General features: G+C 58.1%; 17 protein-coding genes. 13 read left to right on the forward strand and 4 right to left on the reverse strand.

The genetic code is table 11. The features are described 5' to 3' along the window. The first annotated feature begins 72 nt into the window (after positions 1-72). Together AB5Z14_RS00140 and AB5Z14_RS00145 are read left to right on the forward strand one after the other, a co-directional pair. Positions 73-858 (forward strand): ABC transporter ATP-binding protein, encoded by a 786-nt coding sequence (locus AB5Z14_RS00140; protein ID WP_275689291.1) that lies wholly within the window; start codon positions 73-75, stop codon positions 856-858. After that, the gene (locus AB5Z14_RS00145) at positions 848-3,085 is read left to right on the forward strand and encodes an FtsX-like permease family protein (RefSeq protein WP_368129824.1); all 2,238 of its coding nucleotides are present in this window, start codon (positions 848-850) and stop codon (positions 3,083-3,085) included. Before AB5Z14_RS00140 ends, AB5Z14_RS00145 begins: the two co-directional genes overlap by 11 nt. Positions 3,086-3,850: 765 nt before the next feature. Here AB5Z14_RS00145 and AB5Z14_RS00150 read toward each other — a convergent pair. From AB5Z14_RS00150 to AB5Z14_RS00165, 4 genes are all read right to left on the reverse strand, one after another. Continuing rightward, positions 3,851-4,882: a 3-deoxy-7-phosphoheptulonate synthase gene (locus AB5Z14_RS00150; RefSeq protein ID WP_118258846.1), complete on the reverse strand. Its 1,032-nt coding sequence runs from the start codon at positions 4,880-4,882 to the stop codon at positions 3,851-3,853. A 568-nt stretch (positions 4,883-5,450) separates the two neighbouring features. Next, a complete protein-coding gene (locus tag AB5Z14_RS00155) occupies positions 5,451-7,307 on the reverse strand; it encodes an ABC transporter ATP-binding protein (protein ID WP_368129825.1) in 1,857 nt (618 codons plus the stop codon). Next, positions 7,307-9,673 (reverse strand): ABC transporter ATP-binding protein, encoded by a 2,367-nt coding sequence (locus AB5Z14_RS00160; protein ID WP_368129826.1) that lies wholly within the window; start codon positions 9,671-9,673, stop codon positions 7,307-7,309. The genes AB5Z14_RS00155 and AB5Z14_RS00160 overlap by 1 nt, the downstream gene beginning before the upstream one ends. Continuing rightward, positions 9,670-10,119 (reverse strand): MarR family winged helix-turn-helix transcriptional regulator, encoded by a 450-nt coding sequence (locus AB5Z14_RS00165; protein WP_089572358.1) that lies wholly within the window; start codon positions 10,117-10,119, stop codon positions 9,670-9,672. Before AB5Z14_RS00165 ends, AB5Z14_RS00160 begins: the two co-directional genes overlap by 4 nt. Positions 10,120-10,371: 252 nt before the next feature. On the opposite strand from AB5Z14_RS00165, the gene AB5Z14_RS00170 reads away from it, so the two are divergent. The 11 genes from AB5Z14_RS00170 to AB5Z14_RS00220 all read left to right on the forward strand — a co-directional run bounded on the left by AB5Z14_RS00170 (position 10,372) and on the right by AB5Z14_RS00220 (position 24,454). Then, the gene (locus tag AB5Z14_RS00170) at positions 10,372-11,121 is read left to right on the forward strand and encodes an SDR family NAD(P)-dependent oxidoreductase (protein ID WP_368129827.1); all 750 of its coding nucleotides are present in this window, start codon (positions 10,372-10,374) and stop codon (positions 11,119-11,121) included. 108 nt (positions 11,122-11,229) lie between these two features. Next, positions 11,230-12,243: a 2-keto-3-deoxygluconate permease gene (locus tag AB5Z14_RS00175; RefSeq protein ID WP_117564719.1), complete on the forward strand. Its 1,014-nt coding sequence runs from the start codon at positions 11,230-11,232 to the stop codon at positions 12,241-12,243. Positions 12,244-12,714: 471 nt separating this feature from the next. Next, a complete protein-coding gene (gene pflB / locus AB5Z14_RS00180) occupies positions 12,715-14,766 on the forward strand; it encodes a formate C-acetyltransferase (protein ID WP_117629918.1) in 2,052 nt (683 codons plus the stop codon). 85 nt (positions 14,767-14,851) lie between these two features. Further along, a complete protein-coding gene (gene grcA3, locus AB5Z14_RS00185) occupies positions 14,852-15,103 on the forward strand; it encodes an autonomous glycyl radical cofactor GrcA3 (protein ID WP_117583521.1) in 252 nt (83 codons plus the stop codon). A 298-nt stretch (positions 15,104-15,401) separates the two neighbouring features. After that, positions 15,402-16,412, forward strand: a complete 1,011-nt coding sequence (locus tag AB5Z14_RS00190) for a LacI family DNA-binding transcriptional regulator (RefSeq protein WP_349089803.1) — start codon at positions 15,402-15,404, stop codon at positions 16,410-16,412. A 183-nt stretch (positions 16,413-16,595) separates the two neighbouring features. Then, positions 16,596-17,978: a family 43 glycosylhydrolase gene (locus AB5Z14_RS00195; protein ID WP_368129828.1), complete on the forward strand. Its 1,383-nt coding sequence runs from the start codon at positions 16,596-16,598 to the stop codon at positions 17,976-17,978. Positions 17,979-18,023: 45 nt separating this feature from the next. Then, positions 18,024-19,475, forward strand: a complete 1,452-nt coding sequence (locus AB5Z14_RS00200) for a PTS transporter subunit EIIC (RefSeq protein WP_368129829.1) — start codon at positions 18,024-18,026, stop codon at positions 19,473-19,475. A 101-nt stretch (positions 19,476-19,576) separates the two neighbouring features. Next, positions 19,577-21,019: a glycoside hydrolase family 32 protein gene (locus AB5Z14_RS00205; RefSeq protein WP_368129830.1), complete on the forward strand. Its 1,443-nt coding sequence runs from the start codon at positions 19,577-19,579 to the stop codon at positions 21,017-21,019. Between the two features lie 266 nt (positions 21,020-21,285). Further along, a complete protein-coding gene (locus AB5Z14_RS00210) occupies positions 21,286-22,140 on the forward strand; it encodes a DegV family protein (RefSeq protein WP_368129831.1) in 855 nt (284 codons plus the stop codon). Between the two features lie 185 nt (positions 22,141-22,325). After that, entirely contained in the window at positions 22,326-23,144 is an 819-nt protein-coding gene (gene pflA, locus AB5Z14_RS00215; RefSeq protein ID WP_368129832.1) for a pyruvate formate-lyase-activating protein, read from the forward strand. Between the two features lie 194 nt (positions 23,145-23,338). Then, the gene (locus tag AB5Z14_RS00220; RefSeq protein WP_368129833.1) at positions 23,339-24,454 is read left to right on the forward strand and encodes a serine hydrolase; all 1,116 of its coding nucleotides are present in this window, start codon (positions 23,339-23,341) and stop codon (positions 24,452-24,454) included. Positions 24,455-24,473 lie beyond the last annotated feature (19 nt).

Consider the following 24,473-nt stretch of genomic DNA (forward strand, 5'->3'; position numbering starts at 1 on the left):
CATATCGATGGTAGCCGACTCGTCTTCTTGCGACTATAGATGCCGTAGACTAATTGCAAGAAAGGACTCGGTATGCAAACCACGCACATGGCGACCCCGGTACTGGAGGTCGCGCATCTCGAAAAGGTATATGGAGCGCTGGGCAACGTGACCCGTGCGCTCAACGACGTCAGCTTTACCGTCAACCGCGGCGAATTCGTTGGCATCATGGGTGCCTCGGGCTCGGGCAAGTCGACGTTGCTCAACTGCGTGTCGACCATCGATAGCGCCACAAGTGGCACGATCCGCATCAACGGCCAGGACGTGACGCGCATGAAGCAGGCCAAGCTTTCGCAGTTCCGCCGCGAGGAGCTCGGCTTTATCTTCCAGGATTCCAACCTGCTCGATACGCTCACGGCACGCGAGAACATCGCCCTGCCGCTCACCATCGCCCGCGTGAATTCGGCCGAAATCTCGACCCGCGTGCAGGATGTGGCCGCGCGCCTGTCCATCAGTCAGGTGCTCGACAAGTATCCCTACCAGATGTCCGGCGGTCAGCAGCAGCGCGTTGCCGCGGCCCGCGCACTCGTCACCGACCCCACCATGATCATGGCCGACGAGCCCACCGGCGCCCTCGATTCCAAGAGCGCCCGTCTGCTGCTCGAGAGCCTGGAGGCCCTGAATCGCCGCTTGCGCGCCACGGTGCTCATGGTCACGCACGACAGCTTTGCCGCCAGCTACACGAGCCGTGTGCTGTTTATTCGTGACGGCAAGATCTTCACCGAGCTGCGCCGCGGCGACACCGACCGCCGAGAGTTCTTCGACCGCATTATGGAGGTCGTTGCCATGATGGGCGGTGAGGGCTCCGATGCTCTGTAAACTCGCTTGGGGCAACGTCCGCCGCGCCGGCCGCGACTACCTCGTCTACCTTTTGACGCTCACCCTGGGCGTCACGGTCTTCTATGCCTTTAACACCATTTCGATGCAGGTCGACATCGCCGGCATCGATGAAGAGGGCTTGGCACAGGTTATGGGCAGCATGCTCGGCTACCTGACGTACTTTTTGGCCGGCGTCATGGCCTTTTTGATGGTGTATGCCAATAACTTCATCATGAAACGCCGCAAAAAGGAGTTTGGCCTGTACCAGGTGCTCGGCATGGGCCGCGGGCGCGTCGCCACGATCATGGCGCTCGAGACGGTGATCGTCTCGGTCGTGGCCTTTGTCGCCGGCATTGTGCTGGGTGTGGGACTCTCCCAGCTCATGACATTCTTTACGGCCTCGCTCTTTAAGACACAGATCGCCAATTTTCACTTCTTCTTCTCAGTGCATGCGTTCAACCTGACCCTTGCCTGCATGCTCGTGATGTTCGTACTCACGTTACTGCTGAACCTGCGCGCCGTTCGTCGCACTAAGCTCATCGAGCTTATGGGTGCCGAGCGTCGCAACGAGAGCATCAAGACACGCAACCCCTGGATCGCGATTGCCATCTTTGCCGTGGGCGTGGCGCTTGTGGGCGTGGCCTATTACCGTCTGCTACGTGATGGGCTCCCGCTAACCGCGACGGACAGCAAGCTGCAAGAGGCCATGAGTCAGTTCGGCATTACGACCGCTATGGTTACAGTGGGCACCTTTGCCCTGTTCTGGGGACTCTCGGGCATGCTTATCAAGCTGTTGCAGAGCCTGCGCGGCGTGTATTGGCGCGGCCTCAATATGTTTACCGTGCGTCAGCTTTCGGCCAAGGTCAATACGGTGTGCTTTTCGATGGGCGTCATCGCGATGATTCTGTTTTTGGCCATTACCTCGGTGACCTGCGGTATGTCGATTGCCAATGTGATGAACGAGAATCTGGAGCGCTATAACCCTGTTGACGTGTCTCAGACGTATGTCTATTACACGCCCGAAACGCTCGACTACTACAAGGAGTATGTCAATCCGTCTGAGGCCGATCGCATGGTGCTGGCCGATGCAACGGTCGATTTGTACGCTGCATGGCATGGCGATCGTAAAGATCCCGATAACGTTGCAGACGGTATTAAGGGCAAGTCGGCGGACAACAACGACGAGACCGGCAAAAAGGTCAATATCGCCGATGTTGCCGGTGAGCATGTGCAGATCGATTCGTATCTGAGTTACCCGCTTGGCGGCTCGGGCCCCTCGGTGGTGGCGGGTGAGATGTGCAAGGCCATGGGCGAAAAGCTTCCCAAGGCGCTCGAGGGAAGCAACGCCGATGCGATGGGTCTGTATGTGACGCCGGCGAGCCAGTACAACAAACTGCGCCAGATGATGGGCGAGGAGCCGGTGCACATTGGCCGGGACCAGTACTTGCTTACGTGTGATATGGGCGGTGAGCTGGGCGACCTGTACACCAAATACATGGCCGGCGGCCATACCCTCACCTTGGGCGGGCATGAGCTCAAGCCCGCAACCGATAAGTCGGACGAGGACACGGCGGCCATCGCCAACTCGGCGATGGGCAGCAATCCCGGTACCGTGGTCGTAGCCGATGAGCTGCTGTCCCAGCTTAATCTGCAGCCGTATTCCAGTAATCTGCTCGTTAACTACAAGCAGGGGATGGATGTGACCAAGGCAGACGAGAGCATTAAATACACCATGCTCGACATTCTGCTCGTTGACGGCAAGGAGCCGGGGGGATGGGGAGTCTTCATCACGCGTTCCGAGATGTATACGCAGGCAGCGCAGATGAACGGCATGATTAGCTATCTAGCCATCTACATTGGCTTTGTGCTGGTCGTTGCATGTGCGGCGATTCTGTCGATCCAGCAGCTCTCCAATGTGGCCGACGGCAGCCGCAGCTATCGTGTGCTGGCACAGATCGGCTGTGACGACCGTCAGATCCGGCATTCGGTGATGGCGCAGCAAGCGGTGTTCTTCCTGTTCCCGCTGGCAGTGGGCTTGGCGCACTCCTTTGTGGCGCTCAAGGTGATCATCGAGCTGGTGAGCGTATTCGGCGATATGAGCATCGCCGGCACCGTGGGCCTCACCTGCGCGATTTTCCTGGCGGCCTATGGTGGCTACTTCCTGGTGACGTACCTCATGAGCGCCGGCATGGTGCAAGCTGCCATCGCCACCCGCTACAGCGAGTAACAAGCGAGCAAAACAGTCGCAAAACCAGAGCAAATAACCGCCGCGAAGGGGGCCAGGCGCCTTTCGCGGCGGTATTTTTTGCCTATCTGGTGCGTCTCGGATGCAAGTGAGTAGACTTATTTAGATATGCTGAGCACATCGCGACAAATGATCAATAAAACCGCAGGTCAGAGCCGTGGTGTTTTGGGGTGTGCTTGGCTTCCTGCTAAAAGCCTACTCACTTGGTTTTTCTGCTAGAAGACCGCCGCGAGGGAAGGCAGCTCCCTTACGGCGGTTTTAACGTTTGCCCAGATAAAACCTACCTAAATAAACTTGTCCCTTTTTGGCAGGTGGTTTCAGCTGAACGGCGGGCCGTGCGCCCTGGGCGTGCGGGCTCACAATCTGGGGAAACCGAACAGATTGGGGGCTTGTATGATCGATTCGAAGGGAACCGTGCGACCCGAGGGCATGTTTAACAGGGTGCGCCTGGCCCCCGAAGCCCGGCGCGCATACGATACGCAAGGGGTAGTCGTTGGGGACGTTCTTAAACGACTAGTCAAACAAGAACGTCCCCAATGACTACCCCAAAAGGAACGTCCCCAAGTGCCAGCTCTGGCAACGACGCAGGTAGAAAAACATCAGCGAAAACCCGCCAGAGCGAGCAAGGTGCCTTGAAGCGAGGCGGCATTGACCTTTTGGTCATGCCGTCGAAGCTGAAAGGCAGATTGCCGCTCTGGCGGGCTTGCAGCGTCGAGCCGTTACGCGGTTTGGTAAAACCGCGTAACTCTAAATACGTTCCGCGATCTCGTGGATGAGGTAGTCGGTCTTTTCCCAGCCCAGGCACGGGTCGGTGATCGACTTACCAAAGACACCGCCATCGACCGGCTGGTTGCCGTCCTCGAGGTAGGACTCGATCATAAAGCCCTTGACCAGCTTGGAGATGGACTCGTTGCGGCGGCAGCTGTCGAGCACCTCCTTGCAAATGCGGTACTGCTCCAGCGGGCGCTTGCCCGAGTTGTCGTGGTTGCAGTCGATGACCGCCGCCGGGTTGGCGTAACCGGCATGCTCGGTGTAGCGCTCGGCCAGGCGCTCCAGGTGCTCGTAGTGGTAATTGGGGTAGGTACGACCGTCGAGACCGATGTAGCCACGCATAACGGCGTGCGCGAGCGGGTTGCCGTCGCACTCGACCTCCCAGTTGCGGAAGATAAAGCTCTGATGTGCCTGGGCGGCGTAGATGGAGTTGAGCATAACGGTGGTGGAACCGGCGGTGGGGTTTTTCATGCCCACAGGCACCGAAATGCCGCTCGACACCAGACGATGCTCCTGGTTCTCGACCGAGCGCGCGCCCACGGCGACGTAGCTCAGCAGGTCGACGAGGTACTGGTAGTTGGACGGGTAGAGCATCTCGTCGGCGGTAAAGAAGCCAGTCTCCTCGATGACGCGCAGGTGCATGTGGCGGATGGCCTTAACGCCTTCAAGCAGGTCATCGGGCGCCTCGGGGTCGGGGTTGTGCAGCAGCCCCTTGTAGCCGGTGCCCTTGGTGCGCGGCTTGTTGGTGTAGACACGCGGAATGATGATGAGCTTGTCCTTGACCTCTTCGGCGACCTTGGCCAGTCGGTTCATGTACTCAAGCACCGAGTCCTCGCGGTCGGCAGAGCACGGGCCGATGATGAGCACCTTGCGTGCGTCCTCGCCGGTAAAGACCTTGGCGACCTCGGCGTCGAATGCCTGCTTTTTGGCGGTAAGCTCGGCGGAAAGCGGCATTTCCTCGCGGATCTCCATGGGGATCGGCAGCCTGCGCTTGAATTCCATGGCCATAGGGGCCTCCTTTATCAATTAACGGCAACAATTGGCGAATTCTCGAATGCTCGGCATTATCCGCTGTCGCACGCTAAAGTGCAAGTGAAACCTGCCGAAAAGGGACAGGTTTATTTTGGTCGGTTTTATCTGGGGAAATGTCGGCGCTCGCCGGAAGGGGAGGGCCAACGTACGGCACGCTGGAGCAAGTTGGATCTTCTGCGGCATACCCTGTGGACAAAAAATGGCAAATATGAGTACTGTTGCTAGCGTAATATCATATCGATCTTACAAGATAATAGACACAACAGTAAATATGTTCATTAACGTTGGCACACAGAAGCATGCTACCGGGCATTTTGATCAATTTGAAGGCATATCTAGGCCGCAATGAGGTCGTTTGGGGCAGTTTTGGCTGTTACTAAAAAGGTGACAGTACTCATATTTGCCATTTTTTGTCCACGGGGCCTTGAGGGAGGGCGTCAATCAGGTCCCAGGGGAGGCGGTTCGAGGGCTGCAAAACAAAAACGGGGACGCAGATTGTCCTGCGTCCCCGTTCTCGGGCGTTATTCGTTCCCTGCGGCAGAATTTACGCCGCTTCGTCGAACTGCGAATTGTACAGGTCGGCGTAGAAGCCGCCTTGGGCGAGCAGCTCGTCGTGCGTGCCCTTCTCGACGATGTCGCCGTCGCGAATCACCAAGATCACGTCGGCGTTGCGGATCGTGGACAGGCGATGCGCGATGACAAAGCTCGTGCGGCCCTGCATCAGCGCATCCATGGCGCGCTGAATAAGCTCCTCGGTACGGGTATCGACGTTGGAAGTCGCCTCGTCCAAAATCAGCGCCGGACGGTCGGCCAAAATGGCACGGGCGATGGTCACGAGCTGGCGCTGACCCTGCGACAGGTTGGTGCCCTCCTCGTTGATCATAAAGTCGTAACCGCCGGCGAGCGTGTGGATAAAGTGGTCGCAGCGTGCGGCGCGTGCGGCGGCCTCGACTTCGGCATCGCTCGCATCGGGGCGTCCGTAGCGGATGTTCTCGCGGATGGTGCCGTTAAACAGCCAGGTATCCTGTAGCACCATGGCAAACTCGCCGCGCAGCGCCGCGCGGTCCCAGTCACGCACGTCGATGCCCTCGACGCGCAGCGAGCCGCCGTCGACGTCGTAGAAGCGCTGCAGCAGCTTGATGAGCGTGGTCTTGCCGGCGCCGGTGGGACCGACGATGGCAATGGTCTGGCCGGGTTTAGCCTCGCAGCTAAAGTCGTGGATGATGGTCTTGTCGGGCGTGTAGCCAAACTTGACGTGGTCGAACTCCACGTGACCGGGGCGCTTCTCGGGGATCTGCGCGTCTGCCTTCTGCTCCTCCTCGGGGGCAGCCAGGAACTCAAAGACGCGCTCGGTGGCAGCAGCCATCGACTGCATCGTGTTGCTCACGTTGCCCAGCTGCTGCACCGGCTGCGTAAAGTTGCGCACGTACTGGATAAAGCTCTGGATGTCGCCGGGCGTGGCGTTTCCGGTCAGCGCGAGCTGCGCGCCCACCACGACAACGCCCACGTAGCCCATGTTGCCCACCAGGCTCATGAGCGGCATCATCAGGCCCGACAGGAACTGCGAGCGCCAACCACTAATAAACAGGCGGTCGTTCTGGCGGTCGAACTCCTCGATCGAGGCCTCGGCGCGGTCGAACACCTGGATGACGTTCTGGCCGGCAAAGTCCTCCTCGATAATGCCGTTGACGGTGCCCAGGACCTGCTGCTGCTCGCGGAAGTACGGCTGCGAGAAATGAATCATCACGGCCAGGATAATCGCGGCGGCCGGCAGCGTGAGCACGGTGACGCCGGTGAGCGGCAGGCTGATCGACAGCATCATGACGAGCACGCCGATAATCTGCGTGACGGACGTAATAAGCTGCGTCACGCTCTGGTTGAGCGACTGACCGAGCGTGTCGACATCGTTGGTGATGCGGCTGAGCACGTCGCCCTTGCTGTGGCCGTTGAAATAGCTCATCGGCACGACGGCAATCTTGGCGGCGATCTCCTTGCGCATGCGGTAGCAGATCTTTTGCGTGACGCCGGTCATGAGCCAGCCCTGGATCAGACTGCAGGCAGAGCTCGCCAGGTACAGGCAGAGCAAAAAGCCGAGCGTCTTGGCGATCCAGTCAAAGTCGACATCGCCGGTACCGTTGACCTTGGCGACCAGGCCCTCGAACAGCTTAGTCGTAACCTGGCCGAGCACCTTGGGCCCCACAATGTTAAAGATGACCGAGCACACGGCAAAGGCGACGGCGGCAAACACGGCAATCTTGTGCTGGCCGATATAGCCGAGCAGCTGCCTCATGGTACCCTTAAAGTCCTTGGCCTTTTCGCCACGGCGCATGCCACCCATGCGGCCCATGGGACCACGCTGGCGGGTGGGCTTGGGAATCTGAGTCTTGGTCTCGTCGGCCATTAGCGCTCGCCTCCTTCCATGACGGCTGCAATTTCTTCTTGGGTAAGCCCCAGCTCCTCGGCGGAAAGCTGCGACTGTGCAATCTCCAGGTACGCCGGGCAGCCGTGCAGCAGCTCCTCGTGCGTGCCGGTGCCCACTACGTGACCGTCGTCGAGCACGATGATCTGGTCGGCGTGCATGATGGTCGCGATGCGTTGGGCCACGACCACGAGTGCGGCGTCGGTGACGTTTTTGGCGAGCTCCTCGCGCAGGCGCGCGTCGGTCTTGTAGTCGAGCGCGCTAAACGAATCATCGAAAACCACGACCTCGGGCTTCTTGGCCAAGGCGCGGGCGATGGCCAGGCGCTGACGCTGACCGCCCGAGACATTGGAGCCGCCCTGGCTGATGGGGGAGTCGTAACCGCCCTCACGTTCGGCGATAAAGTCCTCGGCCTGTGCGATGCGCGCTGCCTGGTGCATGTCATCATCGCTCACCATGTCGCCGGCAAACTTGAGGTTGCTCTCAACGGTGCCCGAGAACAGGCGACCCTGCTGCGGGATGTAACCGATGCGGCGGCGCAGCTCGGAAAGGGTCATGTCGCGCACGTCGATGCCGTCGAGCGAAATGCTGCCGCCCGTGACGTCGTACAGGCGCGGAATCAGCTGCACGAGCGTGGACTTGCCCGAGCCCGTGGAGCCAATGATGCCGAGCATCTGGCCGGCGTGCGTGGTGAAGTTCACACCGCTGATGACATCGGCGCGGGCATCGGGGTACTGGAAGCTCACGTCGCGGAAGGTGAGCTCACCGCGCGGTGCGCTGGCTGCGGGCAGTTTGGGCGAGGCAGGGTCGTTGATGCTCGTGGGGCAGGTGATGACCTCTTCCACGCGCTCGGCTGCGACCTCGGCGCGGGGCAGGATAACCGAAACCATGGTGAGGATCATAAACGCCATGACGATCTGCATGGTATAGGAGATAAACGCCATCATGTTGCCGACCTGCATCACGCCGTCGGACACGCCCTGCGCGCCAAACCAGACGATAAGCACGGTGATGCAGTTCATGACGAGCATCATGAGCGGCATCATAAAGCTCATGGCTCGGTTGGTGTAGAGCTGCGTGGTCATCAGGTCGAGCGAAGCCTTGTCAAAACGCTCGAGCTCATGCTCCTCGCGGTTGAACGAGCGGATAGGCATAAGGCCGTCGAGCAGCTCGCGGGCGGTAAGGTTCACGCGGTCCACAAAGCTCTGCATCTTTTTGAACTTGGGCATGGTGAGGCCCATAAGCACGCCGACGACGGCCGAAACCGCGATGATGGCCACGGCGATGGTCCACTCCAGGCCGGTATGGTTGGCCAGGACGCGCATGACGGCGACGATGCCCATGACGGGGGCCATCAGACACATGCGGATAAACAGGGTTGCCGCCATCTGAATCTGCTGAATGTCGTTGGTGCAGCGGGTGATGAGCGAGGCCTGGCTAAATTTGCCCACCTCGGCCGGCGAAAAGTGCATGACCTTGTTGAAGGTCTCGCGGCGCAGGTCGCGGGCAATGGAGCAGGCGGTGCGCGAAGCCACGGCGCCGGTCAGGATGGTGGCGACAAGCGAGATCAGGCACAGACCAAACATCGTGGTCGCCATGCGGCCCAGGTAGGCGTTCTGCACGTCGGCGGGGGCGATACCCTGCGCCTTGTACTCGTCTTGCACATAGCTCACGGCGCGTTGGGTCACGATGGAGCCCGACATGGAGCCCATTTTGTCCGCCATTTCATTGGCGCCCTCGACGAGCTTGCTTTGGTCTACCAGACCGCCCTCGATGCCCAGACGCAGGCTCTTCATGGTGATCTTACCGCCGTCGGCATCAATCTGCTTTTGCATGTTCTGCGCCGCTGCGGCCTTCTGCTGCATCTCGGCGAGCTGCTCGGGCGTCATCGCTGCCATTTGCTCGGGGGTGGGCATGGCCTGGGCAGCGTTACTGTCTTTCTCGCTGGACGAGCCCATCATGTCGCCCATGGAGTTGGCGTCAATGCCCTGGTTGAGCGAAAGAACGACAGTCTCGGGCAGGCTCATAATGTCGGCAATCTTGCCTCCATCGGCACGCTCTTCCTCGGTGCCCTTGTACGTTCGAATGCCGTTTTTGTCAGCCTTGCTAAACACGGCCTCCACAGCCTTGGCGTCCTTGGCGCTCATAAAGAGTTCGAGGTCGTCGAGCGATTCGGCGCGGATGGTGTCGGGCACGGGCGAGGCGATGCCGCCTTGCTGCACGCCCACGTCGACGATGTCGCTCATATAGGTAGGCAGCGCCAGATCGGCGTTGCAGCTGATTACGATAAGCACGATAGCTGCGAACAGTGCCAGGACATGCTTTTTAAAGAGCTTGAGAATCCTCACTTGGCATTTCTCCTTTCTTGATTGCAGTCGATAATTTCGTTGAGACGCCTTAGAAGGCGCACCATCTCTTGGGTATCTGTTTCGCCGAGCTGCTCGAGGAAGGCCGCGGTGCGCTCCTCGAATTCCCGACGTTTGATTTCGAGATTCTGGAATCCCTTGTCGGTCATCGTGACGTGTACACGACGACGGTCGGTCTTTGAGTGCTCACGCTCGACCCAGCCCTTGGCTTCGAGAGTGCGTAAGATATTGGCGATGCGGGCACTCGAGACCCAGGCGCGATTTGCGAGTTCGCTCGGCGTGAGCGAACCGCCAGCGAGCATGAGGGCGCGCATGACAGCCATCTCGCCGCCAAGGGCTTTGTCCGCAGAGCGTGAAATGCGATGATGCATGCTGCCAAACTCAGTTAAGAGCTGACGCCCAAGCTCATGGAAATCGGTATCTTCCACCGAAAACCCCTAACACTAGAAACTATTTTCGGTGAAAGATGATACCCGCATATTTGGGCCTCATGCAGTGGGCAATATAAAGAGCGCATAAAGACTTAAAATCATTCAATTGCTGAAGCGTTTCAAAGAACTATTATGCCCGCGGTTAGGCGAGGGGTTGTCACCACCATGACGACTGGGACTCATATAATCGCCACGTGCGATGCTCCAACTTCCCGCAAGGAGACACCTTACATAAAGGGGGATGGAGTCATGGCATTTGACTTCACGGGCAAGACCGCGATTGTCACGGGCGGCACTCAGGGCATTGGCCTCGAGATCGCCAAGGGCATCGTCGCGGGCGGCGGACATGTCGCGCTCATCGCAAGGAACGCTGCTAAGGGCGAGGCCGCTGTGGCCGAGCTTGGCGAGGGCAACAAGTTCTATCAGCTCGATGTCGCCGATGCGCCCAAGGCGCGCGAGACCGTCGAGCAGATTTTTACGGACCTGCCGCAAACCAACATCCTGATCAACTGCGCTGGCGTCATCAGCACCAAGAAGTTTGACGAGATCGACGACACCGAGTGGCGCCGTACCATCGACATCAACCTCAACGGCACCTTTACCATGATGAACGCCGCGTACCCGCACTTTAAGGCGGCCCATGCCGGCACTATCGTCAACGTGAGCTCTGTTGCTGGCAAGATCGGTGGTGGCCTGCTCGGCACCGCGGCTTACGCGAGCTCCAAGGCCGGTGTTAACGGTCTAACCAAGGCAGTCGCCAAGGAAGGCGGCAAGTTTGGCGTCCGCTGCAACGCCGTGTGCCCGTCGCTCACCCTTACCGATATGACCTCGATTCTCTCTGACGAGAACTCTCAGCGCATCATCAACGGTATTCCTCTGGGCCGTGCCGCCCAGGCAAGCGAGCCCGCGCAGATGGTGCTCTTCTTTGCCTCCGACCTTGCCAGCTTCGTGAACGGCGAGATCGGTGACTGCGACGGTGGCATCGTTCTGGATGGGTAATACCCCGCGACGATAATTCGGCGACGGCTCCTGCGACTCGGGACCGTCGCCTTCTTTCTGACAAAGGCGCGTGCGGCTACGATTCGCATGCATCCAAAGGAGATATATATGAGTGAATCGACTGCGGTGGAGGCGCCGGCGGCAAAGGAGCCGTTCTTTAAGATGTCCTCCATCCCGGGTGCCAATATTTTGGTGCCGCTTTTGTTGGGCTGCCTGCTCAACACGCTGTTCCCCGACCTGTTCAAAACGCTCGGCAGCTTTACGCTCGGCATGACCCAGCAGGGCGCAGGCCCGCTTGTTGGCGCTTTTTTGCTCATCGTCGGTACGACGATTTCGTTTAAGAGCGCTCCTGCCGCCGCTGCCCGCGGCGCCATCATCATCGCCGTCAAGCAGATCGTGGTCGTTGCCGTGTCGCTGCTCATCCTTTATGTGTTCAACGACAACCTGTTTGGTATCTCGGCCATGGTGATGCTGGCCGCTTGCACGGGTGCCAACAACGCTATGTACGCCGGACTGATGGGTACCATGGGCAACGAGGCCGAGCGTGGCGCTGTCGCCATCACCACGCTGGTTGTCGGCCCTCCGGTCACGATGATCGTGCTCGGCGCTGCCGGTCAGGCTCCGATCGGCTGGTCGCTCGTGGGCGCCATCCTGCCGATCGTCGTCGGCATTATCCTGGGTAACCTCTTCCCCAGCTTTAAGAAGATGATGGCACCGGCACTTTCCGCCATCATCGTGCTCGTCTTCTTTGCCATGGGCTCGACCATGACCTTTGGCCAGCTTATCAACGGTGGTCTTCCCGGCATCTTGCTCGGCGTGATCTGCTCGGTGGTCTTTGCAATTCCCGTCATCGCGGTCGATAAGCTCACGGGCGGTACGGGTGTCGCAGGTGCGGCCATTTCGAGCTGCGCCGGAGCCAATGTGGCCACGCCTGCTGCCATGGCAAGCGTCAACGAGGCCATGTACGGCGGCGCGGTGCTCGCGACGGCTACGGCGCAGGTTGCAGCATGTGCTATCGTGACGGCCATTTTGACCCCGCTGGTCACCAGCTGGTGCTACAAGCATTTTGAGGGTCAGGGCCACAGCAAGGCAACGACCGACAAGGCCGCCGCAGCCGCCTAATGCCAAGCGGCAATCAAAGCTAAATAACTAACCATGCCACAGGGCGGTCCTGGGGGGAAATCCCGTGGCCGCCCTGCAGTTTCTGCGGGGTCTCTGGGGCACTTTACCCTGCTAAAGCTGGCATAACAGCTAGAGTGAACGTCGTACAAAGGCAAGGAAAAATACCAAACAAATCGGTGAACGGTAGTTGTTCGCGCTCGCATTTCCTGCGGATTTGTTAAAAACGCCATAATGGTATAAAAAAAGAAACATATAACAGCACTGATGAAGGGGGTAGCTATGTTATCCTTCTCAAACGGGTGAAATCTTGGGTTTTGGGTTGCAGTTCCAAGGTGGACAAACGTTTTTCCCTGTACCAACGTGTGGTGAAGAACGGAAGAAGCCGGTAGTGCAAGCCGATAATTCAAGAATTCAATAAGCAGCGGTGTGAGAGAGCGCCGCATTACACGTAACTAGGAGCGTGGTTACACAATGCAGGAGGCATGGGAAGGCTTCAAGGAAGGCATCTGGACGGGAGAGGTTGACGTCCGAGACTTCATCCAGAAGAACTACACCCCCTACGAGGGCGACGAGTCGTTCCTCGCCGGCCCGACCGAGCGTACCAAGGAGCTGTGGGGCGAGGTTCTCGACCTGCTGCTCAAGGAGCGCGAGCAGGGCGGCGTCCTCGATATGGACACCAAGACCGTCACGGGTATCGTGAGCCACCCCGCTGGCTACATCGATAACGCCCACCGCGAGAAGGAGACCATCGTTGGCCTCCAGACCGACAAGCCGCTCAAGCGCGCACTGCACGTCAACGGTGGTATCCGCATCGCTTGCCAGGCTGCCAGCCAGCACGGCTACAAGGTCGACGAGAACGTTGTCGAGCGCTACACCTTCGAGCGCAAGACCCACAACGCCGGCGTCTTTGATGTCTACACCCCCGAGATGCGTGCTTGCCGCTCGGCTCACATCATCACCGGTCTGCCCGATGGCTATGGCCGCGGCCGCATCATCGGCGACTACCGTCGTGTCGCCCTGTACGGTGTCGACTACCTGATCAAGGACAAGGAGGCCCAGAAGGCTTCCACCCCGACGGTCATGACCGCCGACAACATCCGTGATCGCGAGGAGCTGCAGGAGCAGATTCGTGCCCTCGGCGAGCTCAAGATGATGGCCGAGACCTATGGTTTCGACATTTCCAACCCTGCTACCAACACGCAGGAGGCCATCCAGTGGATGTACTTCGCCTACCTCGCTGCCGTTAAGGAGCAGAACGGCGCCGCTATGTCCATCGGCCGTACCTCCACGTTCATCGACATCTACGCTGAGCGCGACCTTGCCAACGGTACCTTCACCGAGGAGCAGATCCAGGAGTTCGTGGATCACTTCATCATGAAGCTCCGCATGGTCAAGTTTGCCCGTACCCCCGAGTACCAGGCCCTGTTCACCGGCGATCCGCAGTGGGTCACCGAGTCCATCGGCGGCATGGGTGTTGACGGCCGTACGCTCGTTACCAAGATGAGCTACCGCTACCTGCACACGCTCGAGAACATGGGCACCAGCCCCGAGCCCAACATGACCGTTCTGTGGTCGACCCGTCTGCCCGAGAACTTCAAGAAGTTCTGCGCCAAGACTTCTGTCGCCAGCTCCTCGATCCAGTACGAGAACGACGACCTCATGCGCGTTTACCACGGCGACGACTACGGCATCGCCTGCTGCGTGTCCTCCATGCGCATCGGCAAGGAGATGCAGTTCTTCGGCGCCCGTGCCAACCTGGCCAAGTGCCTGCTCTACGCGCTCAACGGCGGTGTTGACGAGGTCTCCAAGAAGCAGGTCGGCCCCAAGTATCGCGCCGTAGAGGGCGATACGCTCGATTACGACGACGTTGTGGCCAAGTACAACGACATGATGAAGTGGCTCGCTGGCGTGTACGTCAACTCGCTGAACATCATTCACTACATGCACGACAAGTATTGCTACGAGCGCATCCAGATGGCTCTGCACGACAAGCACGTGCACCGCTGGTTCGCTACGGGCATCGCTGGCCTTTCCGTCGTGGCTGACTCCCTGTCCGCCATCAAGTACGCCAAGGTCCACCCCGTCCGCGATGAGAACGGCATCATCGTCGACTTCGAGACCGAGGGCGAGTTCCCCAAGTACGGTAACGACGACGACCGCGTCGACCAGATCGCTCACGACGTTGTGCACCAGTTCATGGAGTACATCCGCATGAACGACACCTACCGCAACTCCGTGCCCACGACCTCGGTTCTGACCATTACCTCCAACGTCGTGTACGGTAAGAAGACCGGTTCCACGCCTGACGGCCGCAAGGCTGGCCAGCCGTTCGCCCCGGGTGCTAACCCCATGCACAAGCGCGATAGCCACGGCGCCATCGCTTCGCTGTCTTCGGTTTCCAAGCTCCCGTTCCGCGATGCTCAGGACGGCATCTCCAACACCTTCTCCATCATCCCGGGTGCGCTCGGCAAGGAGGACCAGGTGTTCTTTGGCGATATCGACCTTGATCAGCTGGGCGAGTAACTATTGTTAGTGCTATACTAACAATAACGATTACTGATTAGCGCGCCGGTTTCGGCCGGCGCCTATCGATCGAAGGAGACACATTATGAAGGTTTCTGAAGTTTCCGAGACTCAGGCCGATAACCTGGTCCACATGCTCGACGCTTACGCCGAGAAGGGTGGCCATCACCTGAACATCAACGTCTTCAACCGTGAGACGTTGCTCGATGCTCAGGCTCACCCCGAGAAGTACCCGCAGCTGACCATCCGCGTTTCCGGCTATGCCGTGAACTTCCACACGCTCACCAAGGAGCAGCAGGACGAGGTCATTTCGCGTACCTTCCACGACAAGTTCTAAAGGGGTTTAACTCCCGCAGGATCGCCGGGCCGCTTTGGGTCACTTTCCAAAACGTCCTCGGACATGAAAGTGCCCCGCCGTGCGCTTCGCGCGGCGGGGCACTTTCGTCCTGCGGAATGTTTTGGAAAGTGACCCAAAGCGGCCCGGCGGGGGTCCTGTGTAGTCACCCTTTAGGCGGAACTCTCCTAATTATTTGGATGAGTCGTTTACTTACTTGTGCTGTTACCGTCTTCCCGCTGTTGTTGGGGTATGCTTTGTTCGTATGTAAACGTATGACATGTTGATGGGTGAGGGTGCTATGGCTCGCGAGGGTGCTCGTTCTAAGGATACGGCTAAGCCTGGTATCAAGGAAGTTGCAGCGGTGGCGGGGGTTTCGCCTACTACGGTATCTCGCGTGCTTAATAATCGCGGCTACATTAGCCAGGAAACCCGCGATAAAGTCCATGCGGCGATGGAGCGCATCAATTACACGCCCAACGATATCGCCCGTGCCATGCTCAATGGCCGCCTGAACCTTATCGGCATGATTGTTCCCTTTGTGAGCAGCCCGTTCCATGCTCAGGTTGTGCAGGCGGTCGAGCGCACGTTAGCGGAAAACGGCTTTAAGATGTTGCTGTGCAACAGCGCCAATCGACCCGATCTTGAGCGTTCCTATATCGACATGCTCCGCCGCAATATGGTCGACGGCGTCATCGTCAACTCCCTCAATATCGGTGCCGAGGCATATGCCGAGATGGGCTTGAGCCTGGTTGGCATCGACTGCGATCTTGGCGAGGGCTCTGTCCAGATTGCAAGTGACAGCTATGGCATCGGCGAGCTCGCCACGCGCCGTCTGATTGATGACGGCTGCAGGCGTATCCTGTGCCTGCGCAGCAATAGCCGCATGCGCATGCCTGCCAATAAGCGTACCGATGCCTACCTCGATGTTGTTGAGCAGGCCGGTTTGTCCGCGCTTGTCCGTGAGGTCGAGTTCGTTAAGCCCGACGACGAAAAGGGCGCGGTCGTTGCGAAGATCCTCGATGAGAACCCCGATATTGACGGCATCTTTGCGGGAGACGATACGATGGCGGCCATCTGTCTCAACGTGATGAAGCAGCGCGGCTTGAGCGCTCCAGACGACATTAAGGTCGTGGGCGCGGATGGTGCCCGCCGCACTATGACGTTTATGCCTGACTTAACAACCGTACGTCAAGATATCGATCGCATCGGAGAGCTCGCGGCGCAATCCATCATCGCTCTTATTAACGGCGATAATCCCGAATCGAATATCAAGCTCCCCGTTGAACTCATTGAGGGCAAAACCGCGTAGTTCATTCCGTGCCAAAAGAATTCCTCAAACGCCTCTGATGACCGTTCGCCGGCATATGTCAACCGTTTACCGACGACTGGAACTGCGAAAAGACGTATTGGTGTGAAAACGTTTGACATATGAAAACGATTAACATATCTTGCCATTGTACCGAGTTAGTATGTCGTGGAAAGGAAGTCTCGGATGCACAAGGTGTATTACCAGCCTGAGGGAATTTGGGTAGGCGACATCATGCCGTACGGCGAGGACGGCACGTTCTATCTCTATCATCAGCGTGACACGCGTAACCCCGAACCTTTCGGAGAGCCGTTTGGCTGGGCACTCGCTACGACCAAGGATTTCGTCAACTACAAGGACTTTGGCGAGAGCCTTGAGCGCGGCGGCGACGAGGAAGTCGACCAGTACATTTATGCCGGCACGGTGTTTAAGGTGGGCGACAAGTACCATGCGCTCTACACTGGTTGCAATCGCGATAAGGTCCGCGCACGTTTGATGAAGCAGGTTCTTCTTCACGCAACGAGCGACGACGCCGTCAAGTGGGAGAAGAACATCGCCGAGACGCTGCTTCCGCCCCAGGAGGGCTACGACGACCGTAACTGGCGCGATCCCTTTGTGCTTTGGGATGAGGAGAACGAAGAGTACATGCTCATCCTCGGCACGCGTGTGGGCGAGGACAAGCGTCTGATGACCGGTCGTCTGGTCAAGTTCACCTCCAAGGACCTGGATACCTGGGAGTTCCAGGGCGACTGGTGGAATCCGGGCCTGTACACCATGTTCGAGATGCCTGATCTCTTTAAGATGGGCGACTGGTGGTACCTCGTCTTTTCCGAGTACAGCGACGGCAACAAGACCCGTTACCGCATGTCCAAGTCCATCAACGGTCCTTGGATTACCCCCGCTGACGACTCCTTCGACGGCCGCGCGTACTACGCCGCTCGCACCGCATTCGATGGCGAGCGTCGCGTTCTCTTTGGTTGGGTTCCTACGCGTGACGAGGGCGGCGACCCCAGCTCTTACCTATGGGGTGGCACCTTTATGCCCCTCGAGATCGTTCAGCGTGCCGACGGAACGCTCGGCACCAAGCTCCCCGACAGCATGCTTGGCGCCTTTGGCGAGGCTAAGGCAGTCGAGACCTTTGAGCTTTCCTGCGAGTCGGGCAAGGTCGAGCAGGTGCTCGCCGCAGATGCCGGCTCCACCTACTTGCTCGATGCCGACATTGAGCTCGGCGGTAACGCTGCCGGCTTCTCGGTCAAGTTCGCCGAGGACGCCGAGACCGGTCTTGCCTATGAGTTCCGCGCCAACCTGCGCGAGGGCAAGCTCGAGTTCACGCCGGCTCCCCAGTACCCGTGGTTCCAGGTCAACAACATGGGCCTCGAGCGTCCGTTGTTCTTTAAGGGCGAGGGCACTCACCATGTGCGTCTGGTCGTCGACGACGACATCGCGACCATCTTTGTCGATGATGTTGCGCTCAACGCGCGCTTCTGCAATAAGCAGGGCCAGGGTGTGGCGCTGACGGTCACCGACGGTACGCTCAAGTGCGCAAATGCAACGATCGCGTCTCTGTAATGGCCACAAAACGTCTTATGATTTCGTAAGGGAATGGAGAGGAACATGGACTACAAAGTAGTGTCTCAGCAAGTCGTCGATAACGTCGGCGGTCTGGAGAACATCGAGGGTGCCACGCATTGCGTTACGCGTCTGCGTCTGGTGCTCAAGGATACGAGCAAGTACAACAAGGCCGAGCTCGAAAACATCGATGGCGTCAAGGGCGTGCTGTACAACAGCGGCCAGCTCATGATTATCTTCGGTACCGGCACCGTCAACAAGGTCTACGATGAGTTTATGGCTCTGACGGGCGTTAAGGAGATCAGCGCTTCCGAGGTCAAGGGCGCCGAGGCGGACAAGAAGGGCAAGTTCTTCTCGGTCCTCAAGGTATTCTCGGACATCTTTATCCCCATCATTCCCGCCTTCGTCGGCGCTGCTATCATCATCGGCCTTAAGTCGCTGATCGTTGCCAACGGCCTCTTTGGCATGGAGGGCAGCCTCGCCGATCACAGCGAGTTCCTCAAGAACCTCGCAAGCTTCTTTGCCATTATCGCCACCACGTTCGACTACCTGCCTGTCCTGGTTATGTACAGCGCGGTCAAGCGTTTTGGCGGTAACCCGATCCTGGGCATCCTCGTCGGTATCGTCATGGTTCATCCGAGCCTTATGAACCGCAACGCGTTTGTTATGGACCCGACGGGTGCTGAGTATTGGAACTTTGGTCCGCTCTCCATTCCCATGGTTGCTTTCCAGGGCGGCGTGTTCCCTGCAATCCTGACTGCCTGGTTTATGGCCAAGGTCGAGAAGATTGCCCAGAAGTACATTCCCGAGGTCGTCTCGTTTGTCTTTGTCCCGACCGTCACCCTGATTCTTGCCAACGTTGCCCTGTTCACCGTGTTTGGCCCGCTCGGCAACCTGATCGGCGACGTCCTTGCCGGCGTAATCGATGTCCTGTACAACAGGATGGGCGTCTTTGGTGCCTTTGTCTTCGCTGCGTTCCTGCAACCGCTCGTCGTTACCGGTACGCATCAGTTCATCCAGGGTATCGAGGCTAATCTCGTTGCCACGACCGGCTTCAACTACATTCAGGCTATCTGGTCTGTTTCCATCATCGCCCAGGGCGGCGGCGCCATCGGCATGTATCTCATTCACAAGAAGCATTCCAAAGAGCGCAACATCTGCATGTCGTCCTTTATCCCGACGCTGGTCGGAATCTCCGAGCCCGCTATCTTTGCTGCAAACATGCGCTACTCGATCATTCCGTTCATCTGCGCTTGCATCGGTGCAGGCTGCGGCGGTGCCTTCGTGAAACTCTTTGAGGTACGCGCTATCGGTCAGGGTCTGACCGGCGTGCTTGGCCTGCTCATCGTCACGCCCGAGACCCTCGTGTGGTATGTGGCTGGCAATCTCATCGCCTTTATTGTGCCGATCGTTTTGATCTTTGCCTACAACAAGGCAAAGGGCGTGCCGACCACCGATGAAGAGGGCGCTGGCGCTGGCTTCGACGTTAGCTTCTAGTTGAGCCGTTCAGTGCAATCTGCGGATAAGTCCATTTGAGGAAGGGCGTTCGGCTCGTGTGAGTCGAGCGTCCTTCCCTATAGACGAGAAGGTCAATGGCGATGTTTAATCAAAAAAATAAGGTGACACGCGCGGACTATGAGCAGTGGCGAGCCGGACAGGATGAGACGGCGGCTCGCATCGCGTCCGACCCCGATAGACTCCTGTTTCATGTGGAGCCTGAGCTCGGCTGGCTCAACGACCCCAACGGTTTGGTTCAGATTGGTGATACATATCACATCTATCATCAATACGATCCGTTTGATGCTGCGCATGGCGGTCCAGTGCTTTGGAACCATCTGACGACAAAGGATTTTGTGACGTACGAGAATCACGGTCCCGTGCTGTTCCCCGATTCCGATTTGGATTCAAGTGGAGCGTATTCTGGTTCTGCCTTTGTGCGTGATGGCAAGATTCACTACTTCTATACCGGCAACGTCAAGCTTTTTGACCGCGATGATTACGACTACGTGTTGACGGGTCGTGAGCAAAACCAGATTCATATGGTTGCCGAGAACCCCGACGAATTGGGCGAGAAGCGCATAGCTGTTGGGCCGGTCGATTACCCCGACGATATCGGTACGCACGTGCGCGACCCCAAGATCCTTGAACACGACGGTATCTACTACATGGTTCTCGGCGCTCGTACGAAAGATGACCGTGGCTGCGTGCTTGTCTATACCTCGCGCGATCTAGAGGACTGGAGCTATGCGACGCGCATTGAGCTGGGCGAGAAGTTTGGCTTTATGTGGGAGTGCCCCGATCTGTTTGAGCTCGATGGTGAGCTTATTCTCGTTTGCTGTCCGCAGGGCGTGCCCGCCAATGGCTGGCGTTACCGCAATCCGCATCAGTGCGTGTGGTTTCCCATCGAGGCCGATTGGGAGGCGCCGAGCTTTAAAATCGTCGGGCAGGGCATGCCCCCGATGGTCGATGCGGGTTTTGACTTCTATGCCCCTCAATCATTTGCAGATGCCGACGGTCGACGGATTATGATCGGTTGGGCCGGCTGCCCCGATGCAACGGCTCAAAACCCGACGGTGGAACGCGGATGGCAGTGCGCGCTTACCGTGCCGAGGGTGCTGAATATGCGCGACGGTAAGCTCTGTCAGTGGCCCGCGCGCGAGGTTGAGCAACTGCGCAAGGAGCGTGTTTCGGTGACCGCCGGAGAGACCGTCGGCTCTCCTGGTCGACTGTTTGATGCCGTCGTGTCGTGCCGGGGGACGAAGTCCATTGAGCTGGAAGTTCGTGAGGGCGTTGTCGTGTGCTTTGCCAACGGAATGCTCACACTTGATATGGGCGATGAGGGCTATGGACGCGACAAGAGGTCGGTTGAGCTCGACGAGCTTTACTGCCTGCGAGTCCTTTCGGATGCCACGATGCTCGAGGTATTTGTCAACGACGGCGAGGTTGCGCTTACGAGCCGCACCTATTCGTCTGCGGCGCCGGCGATGCAGTTGCGCGCCGAGGGCGACGCCTCGATGGAGTTTTACCGTCTGGCTCGCTAGCCGCATTGTGAGTGACCATGGCGTTTTGGATACACGGGCTTTCTTGGTGGCTACCGTTTATCGCATATAGCTACCGTTTGCGGAGTAAGTAACACTCATTACTAAACCGTGTAGAATCTCATGCAAGCACGGAGTATTTCAGGGAGACGCTGTCCTTTGTTGTGGCGAAGGGCGGCGTCTCTCTGGTGCTTGGGAGTCGTTGTTCAATTGGGCGACGGGCGTGCGCGCGTAATAAATAACCAACGTCGAGATGGGTCGTGATGATAATGGGCAAGTACGTAATCGTGGTTGAGTCTGGTTCGGATGTGACGCCGGAGCTCTGCGAACGCTATGGCATCGTGCGTGTACCCATGCATGTCACGATTGGCGACGAGACCGTCGAGGATGGCTCCATCGATCCGCTTGAGATTTACTCGCGCTGCAACGAGTTAGGTGTGATGCCCAAGACCAGTGGCTGTTCGCCAGCGGATTTTGCGCATGTGTACGACCGCATTCATGCCGAGCAGCCCGACGCGACCATTTTGCATCTTGCATATTCCGAGGCCACGACCTGTTCGCATCAGTCTTCAAAGATTGCGGCCCAGGGGCGCGACTACGTGTTCTCCATGGACACGCGCTTTGTCTCGGTGGGCCAGTCACTCGTTGTCGTCGAGACCGCCAAGTATATTGAGGCTCATCCCGATGCCACCGTCGACGAAATATTCTCCTTCACCAATTCGGTGATGGACCGCGTGCTGTTGGGCTTTGTTCCTACCGACCTTGCCTTCCTTAAGGCAGGTGGTCGTTTGTCCAACGTGGCATTCCTCGGTGCCCATCTGCTCAAGATTAAGCCCTGCATTGAGGTGACGGGTGGCAAGTTCGTGGCAACTAAGAAGTTCCGCGGCTCTATGCTCAAGTGCGCTCGCGCCTTTATCGATCACATGGTTGAGAAGGGCGAGATTGACTACTCGCACATTGGCCTGGCGTATTCGGTGGGTCTTTCCGAGGAGCTGCGCGACGACATGGAAGTCTATGCGCACGATCTGGGCTTTAAGGACGTTACCTGGACTCAGGTTGGCGGTGTGATCTCGAGCCATTGCGGCCCGACCGCCTTTGGTGCGGTACTCACGCTCAAGGCATAAAGGCCGGCGTCATCGATATCTATTGCCACGGCGGCGGGCGGGTTGCGATAACCTTCCCGCCGCTTTTGCGTACGTCTAAATAGGGCGGCCCAATTGAGCGCTAAACCGTTTCAGCATCATATGTATGGGCTAGAATGGCTCTGGCATGTATGTAGCAAAAACTAAAGAGAGGCAAGGTAGCGGGAATGGCTGAGATGACGCTCGAGGGTGTGGACGCTCGTCCCGAGGACTCCGCATTTTCCCTGGGCCGCGTGCATTCGATCGAAACGATGGGAACGGTCGACGGACCCGGCATCCGCTTTGTGGTGTTTGTCCAGGGCTGTCCTATGCGTTGTGCATATTGCCACAATCCCGATACCTGGTCGGTCAATGGCGGCACTATGGTGACCGTCGAGCACCTGATGGACGAGTTCCAGAGCAACCATGAGTTCTATCGCAGTGGCGGCATTACCGTTTCGGGCGGCGAACCGCTTCTGCAGCCCGAGTTTTTGGCCGACCTGTTCCGCGCCATGCACAACAACCCCGATGGCCGCGTGCATACCTGCCTGGATAGCTGCGGTTATGCGTTTGATCCCAACCGCCCCGAGAAGTTCGATGCCGTTCTCAACGAGACCGATATGGTGCTGCTCGACATCAAGCATGCCGATCCAGTTGAGCATAAAAAGCTGACCGGTTGCGATCCCGCACGCATTCTGGCGTTTGGCGATGAGCTTTCCCGTCGCAAGATTAAGGTCGTTATCCGTCACGTGGTGGTGCCGGGCATTACCGACACGGTGGAGGAGTGCGAGGCGCTCGGTCGCCTGATCGCCCCGTGGCATAACGTGGTCGGCCTGGAGATGCTGCCGTATCACACCATGGGTATCGTCAAATACGAGCAGCTGGGGATTCCCTATAAGCTCGATGGCGTGCCCCAGATGGACACCGCGCGCATGCCCGAGCTGCGCAACGCCGTCATGGCCGGCATGAAAAAACGCCGCGCCGAGCTCAGGTCGGCTATCGGCTAAGGGCAGCTAAAAGGGCTCCCGTCCCAAAAAACTGGTTAAAGCTGCGGTGAAATACGCAACAGATTTGTTTGATGTGCATAGAAACACCTGTGGTTTCTTTAGAATCACCTTAAACCTTGCTGAATATTTTGGGAAAGAAATACCTGCTCGCTATTATGCTTCCTGTATATAAATGGCGGCAGTCAGGAGGCCACGTGCGAAACAACGCATCGCGGAGCGGATATGCGCCCCGGCATGGCGATAAACAGGAAGTGCCGGGCGCGTCATGTTGTGGCCTTAGCGTTATTCGTTCCCGCGTGGCAAGGCTTGCTATTGCCGGAGTTGCTGTTCTGACGGTCATTATCCTCGCAATGACCGCCAAGACCTATGCATCGCAGCGGGCGACCTTATCCGGCGACGCGACAGTACAAGCGCAAAATGAAAAAGCCTCAAAGTCAAAGTGTGAGGCAAAGCAGGCTCTATCGACGGTTGGTCTGCAGGCCGGCTTATCGATGGCAGACTTTAACGACATTCCCGCGAGTGACGCGATTCAGGCCTTTTCGCTTGTGGGCGGCAAGGCGCCCGCATGCTCAAACGTTCAGCTTGCGGCGCTCGAAGATGCCGTCGCAAAAGCCGAGGAATTGGGAGAGGTCGGCTTTGTGTTCTACGACCTGACAAGCGGTGAGGGCGTTGCGTACCACAGCAATCTTGAGATATACGGCGCCAGTAGCTATAAGGCACCGTACGCGCTCTATATTTGCGAATCATTGGTCGAGACGGGGCAGGTGTCGCTTGATGATCCCTTGGGCACCTATGGCAGCTCTAGCATGGGTTGGCAGACGGTGCGAGACCTGATTGAGGCGGCGGTTGTTAATTCGGATAATGATTCGTATATCGCATTGCGCAGCGCGTTCGACCAAGATGGTTATGAGGATTGGGTGGCAAGCCTCGATATCGATGACGTCCCGCTCGATGTCATGAGCGATTTTCCCACCTATTGCCCATGTTCCTCGGCAAAGCTGTGGCACGAGATGAGCGAGTATCTTAACGGGGACACCGAAACCTCGCAGTGGCTGTCGGGACTCCTTGCCGCTACGACGAGATCGTTTATTCGTGACGGCATCGCGGACAATCAGGTTTTGGTGCGCAACAAAGGCGGCTGGATCTGCGAGGACGGTTACTATTCGACCTGTGATGCGGGGCTTATCGATGCGGACGATCATGCCTACGTCATGAGCATCATGGCGTCTATGCCTTGGAGTGATCAGTCGGGTGCCTTGGTTTCGCAGATAGCCTCTGCGCTATATGACATGCGTGCCGTATTGTCCTAGCCCTTGGTGACCGAAACGT

It is taken from the genome of Collinsella aerofaciens, assembly GCF_040910265.1.
Lineage (GTDB): Bacteria > Actinomycetota > Coriobacteriia > Coriobacteriales > Coriobacteriaceae > Collinsella > Collinsella aerofaciens_BK.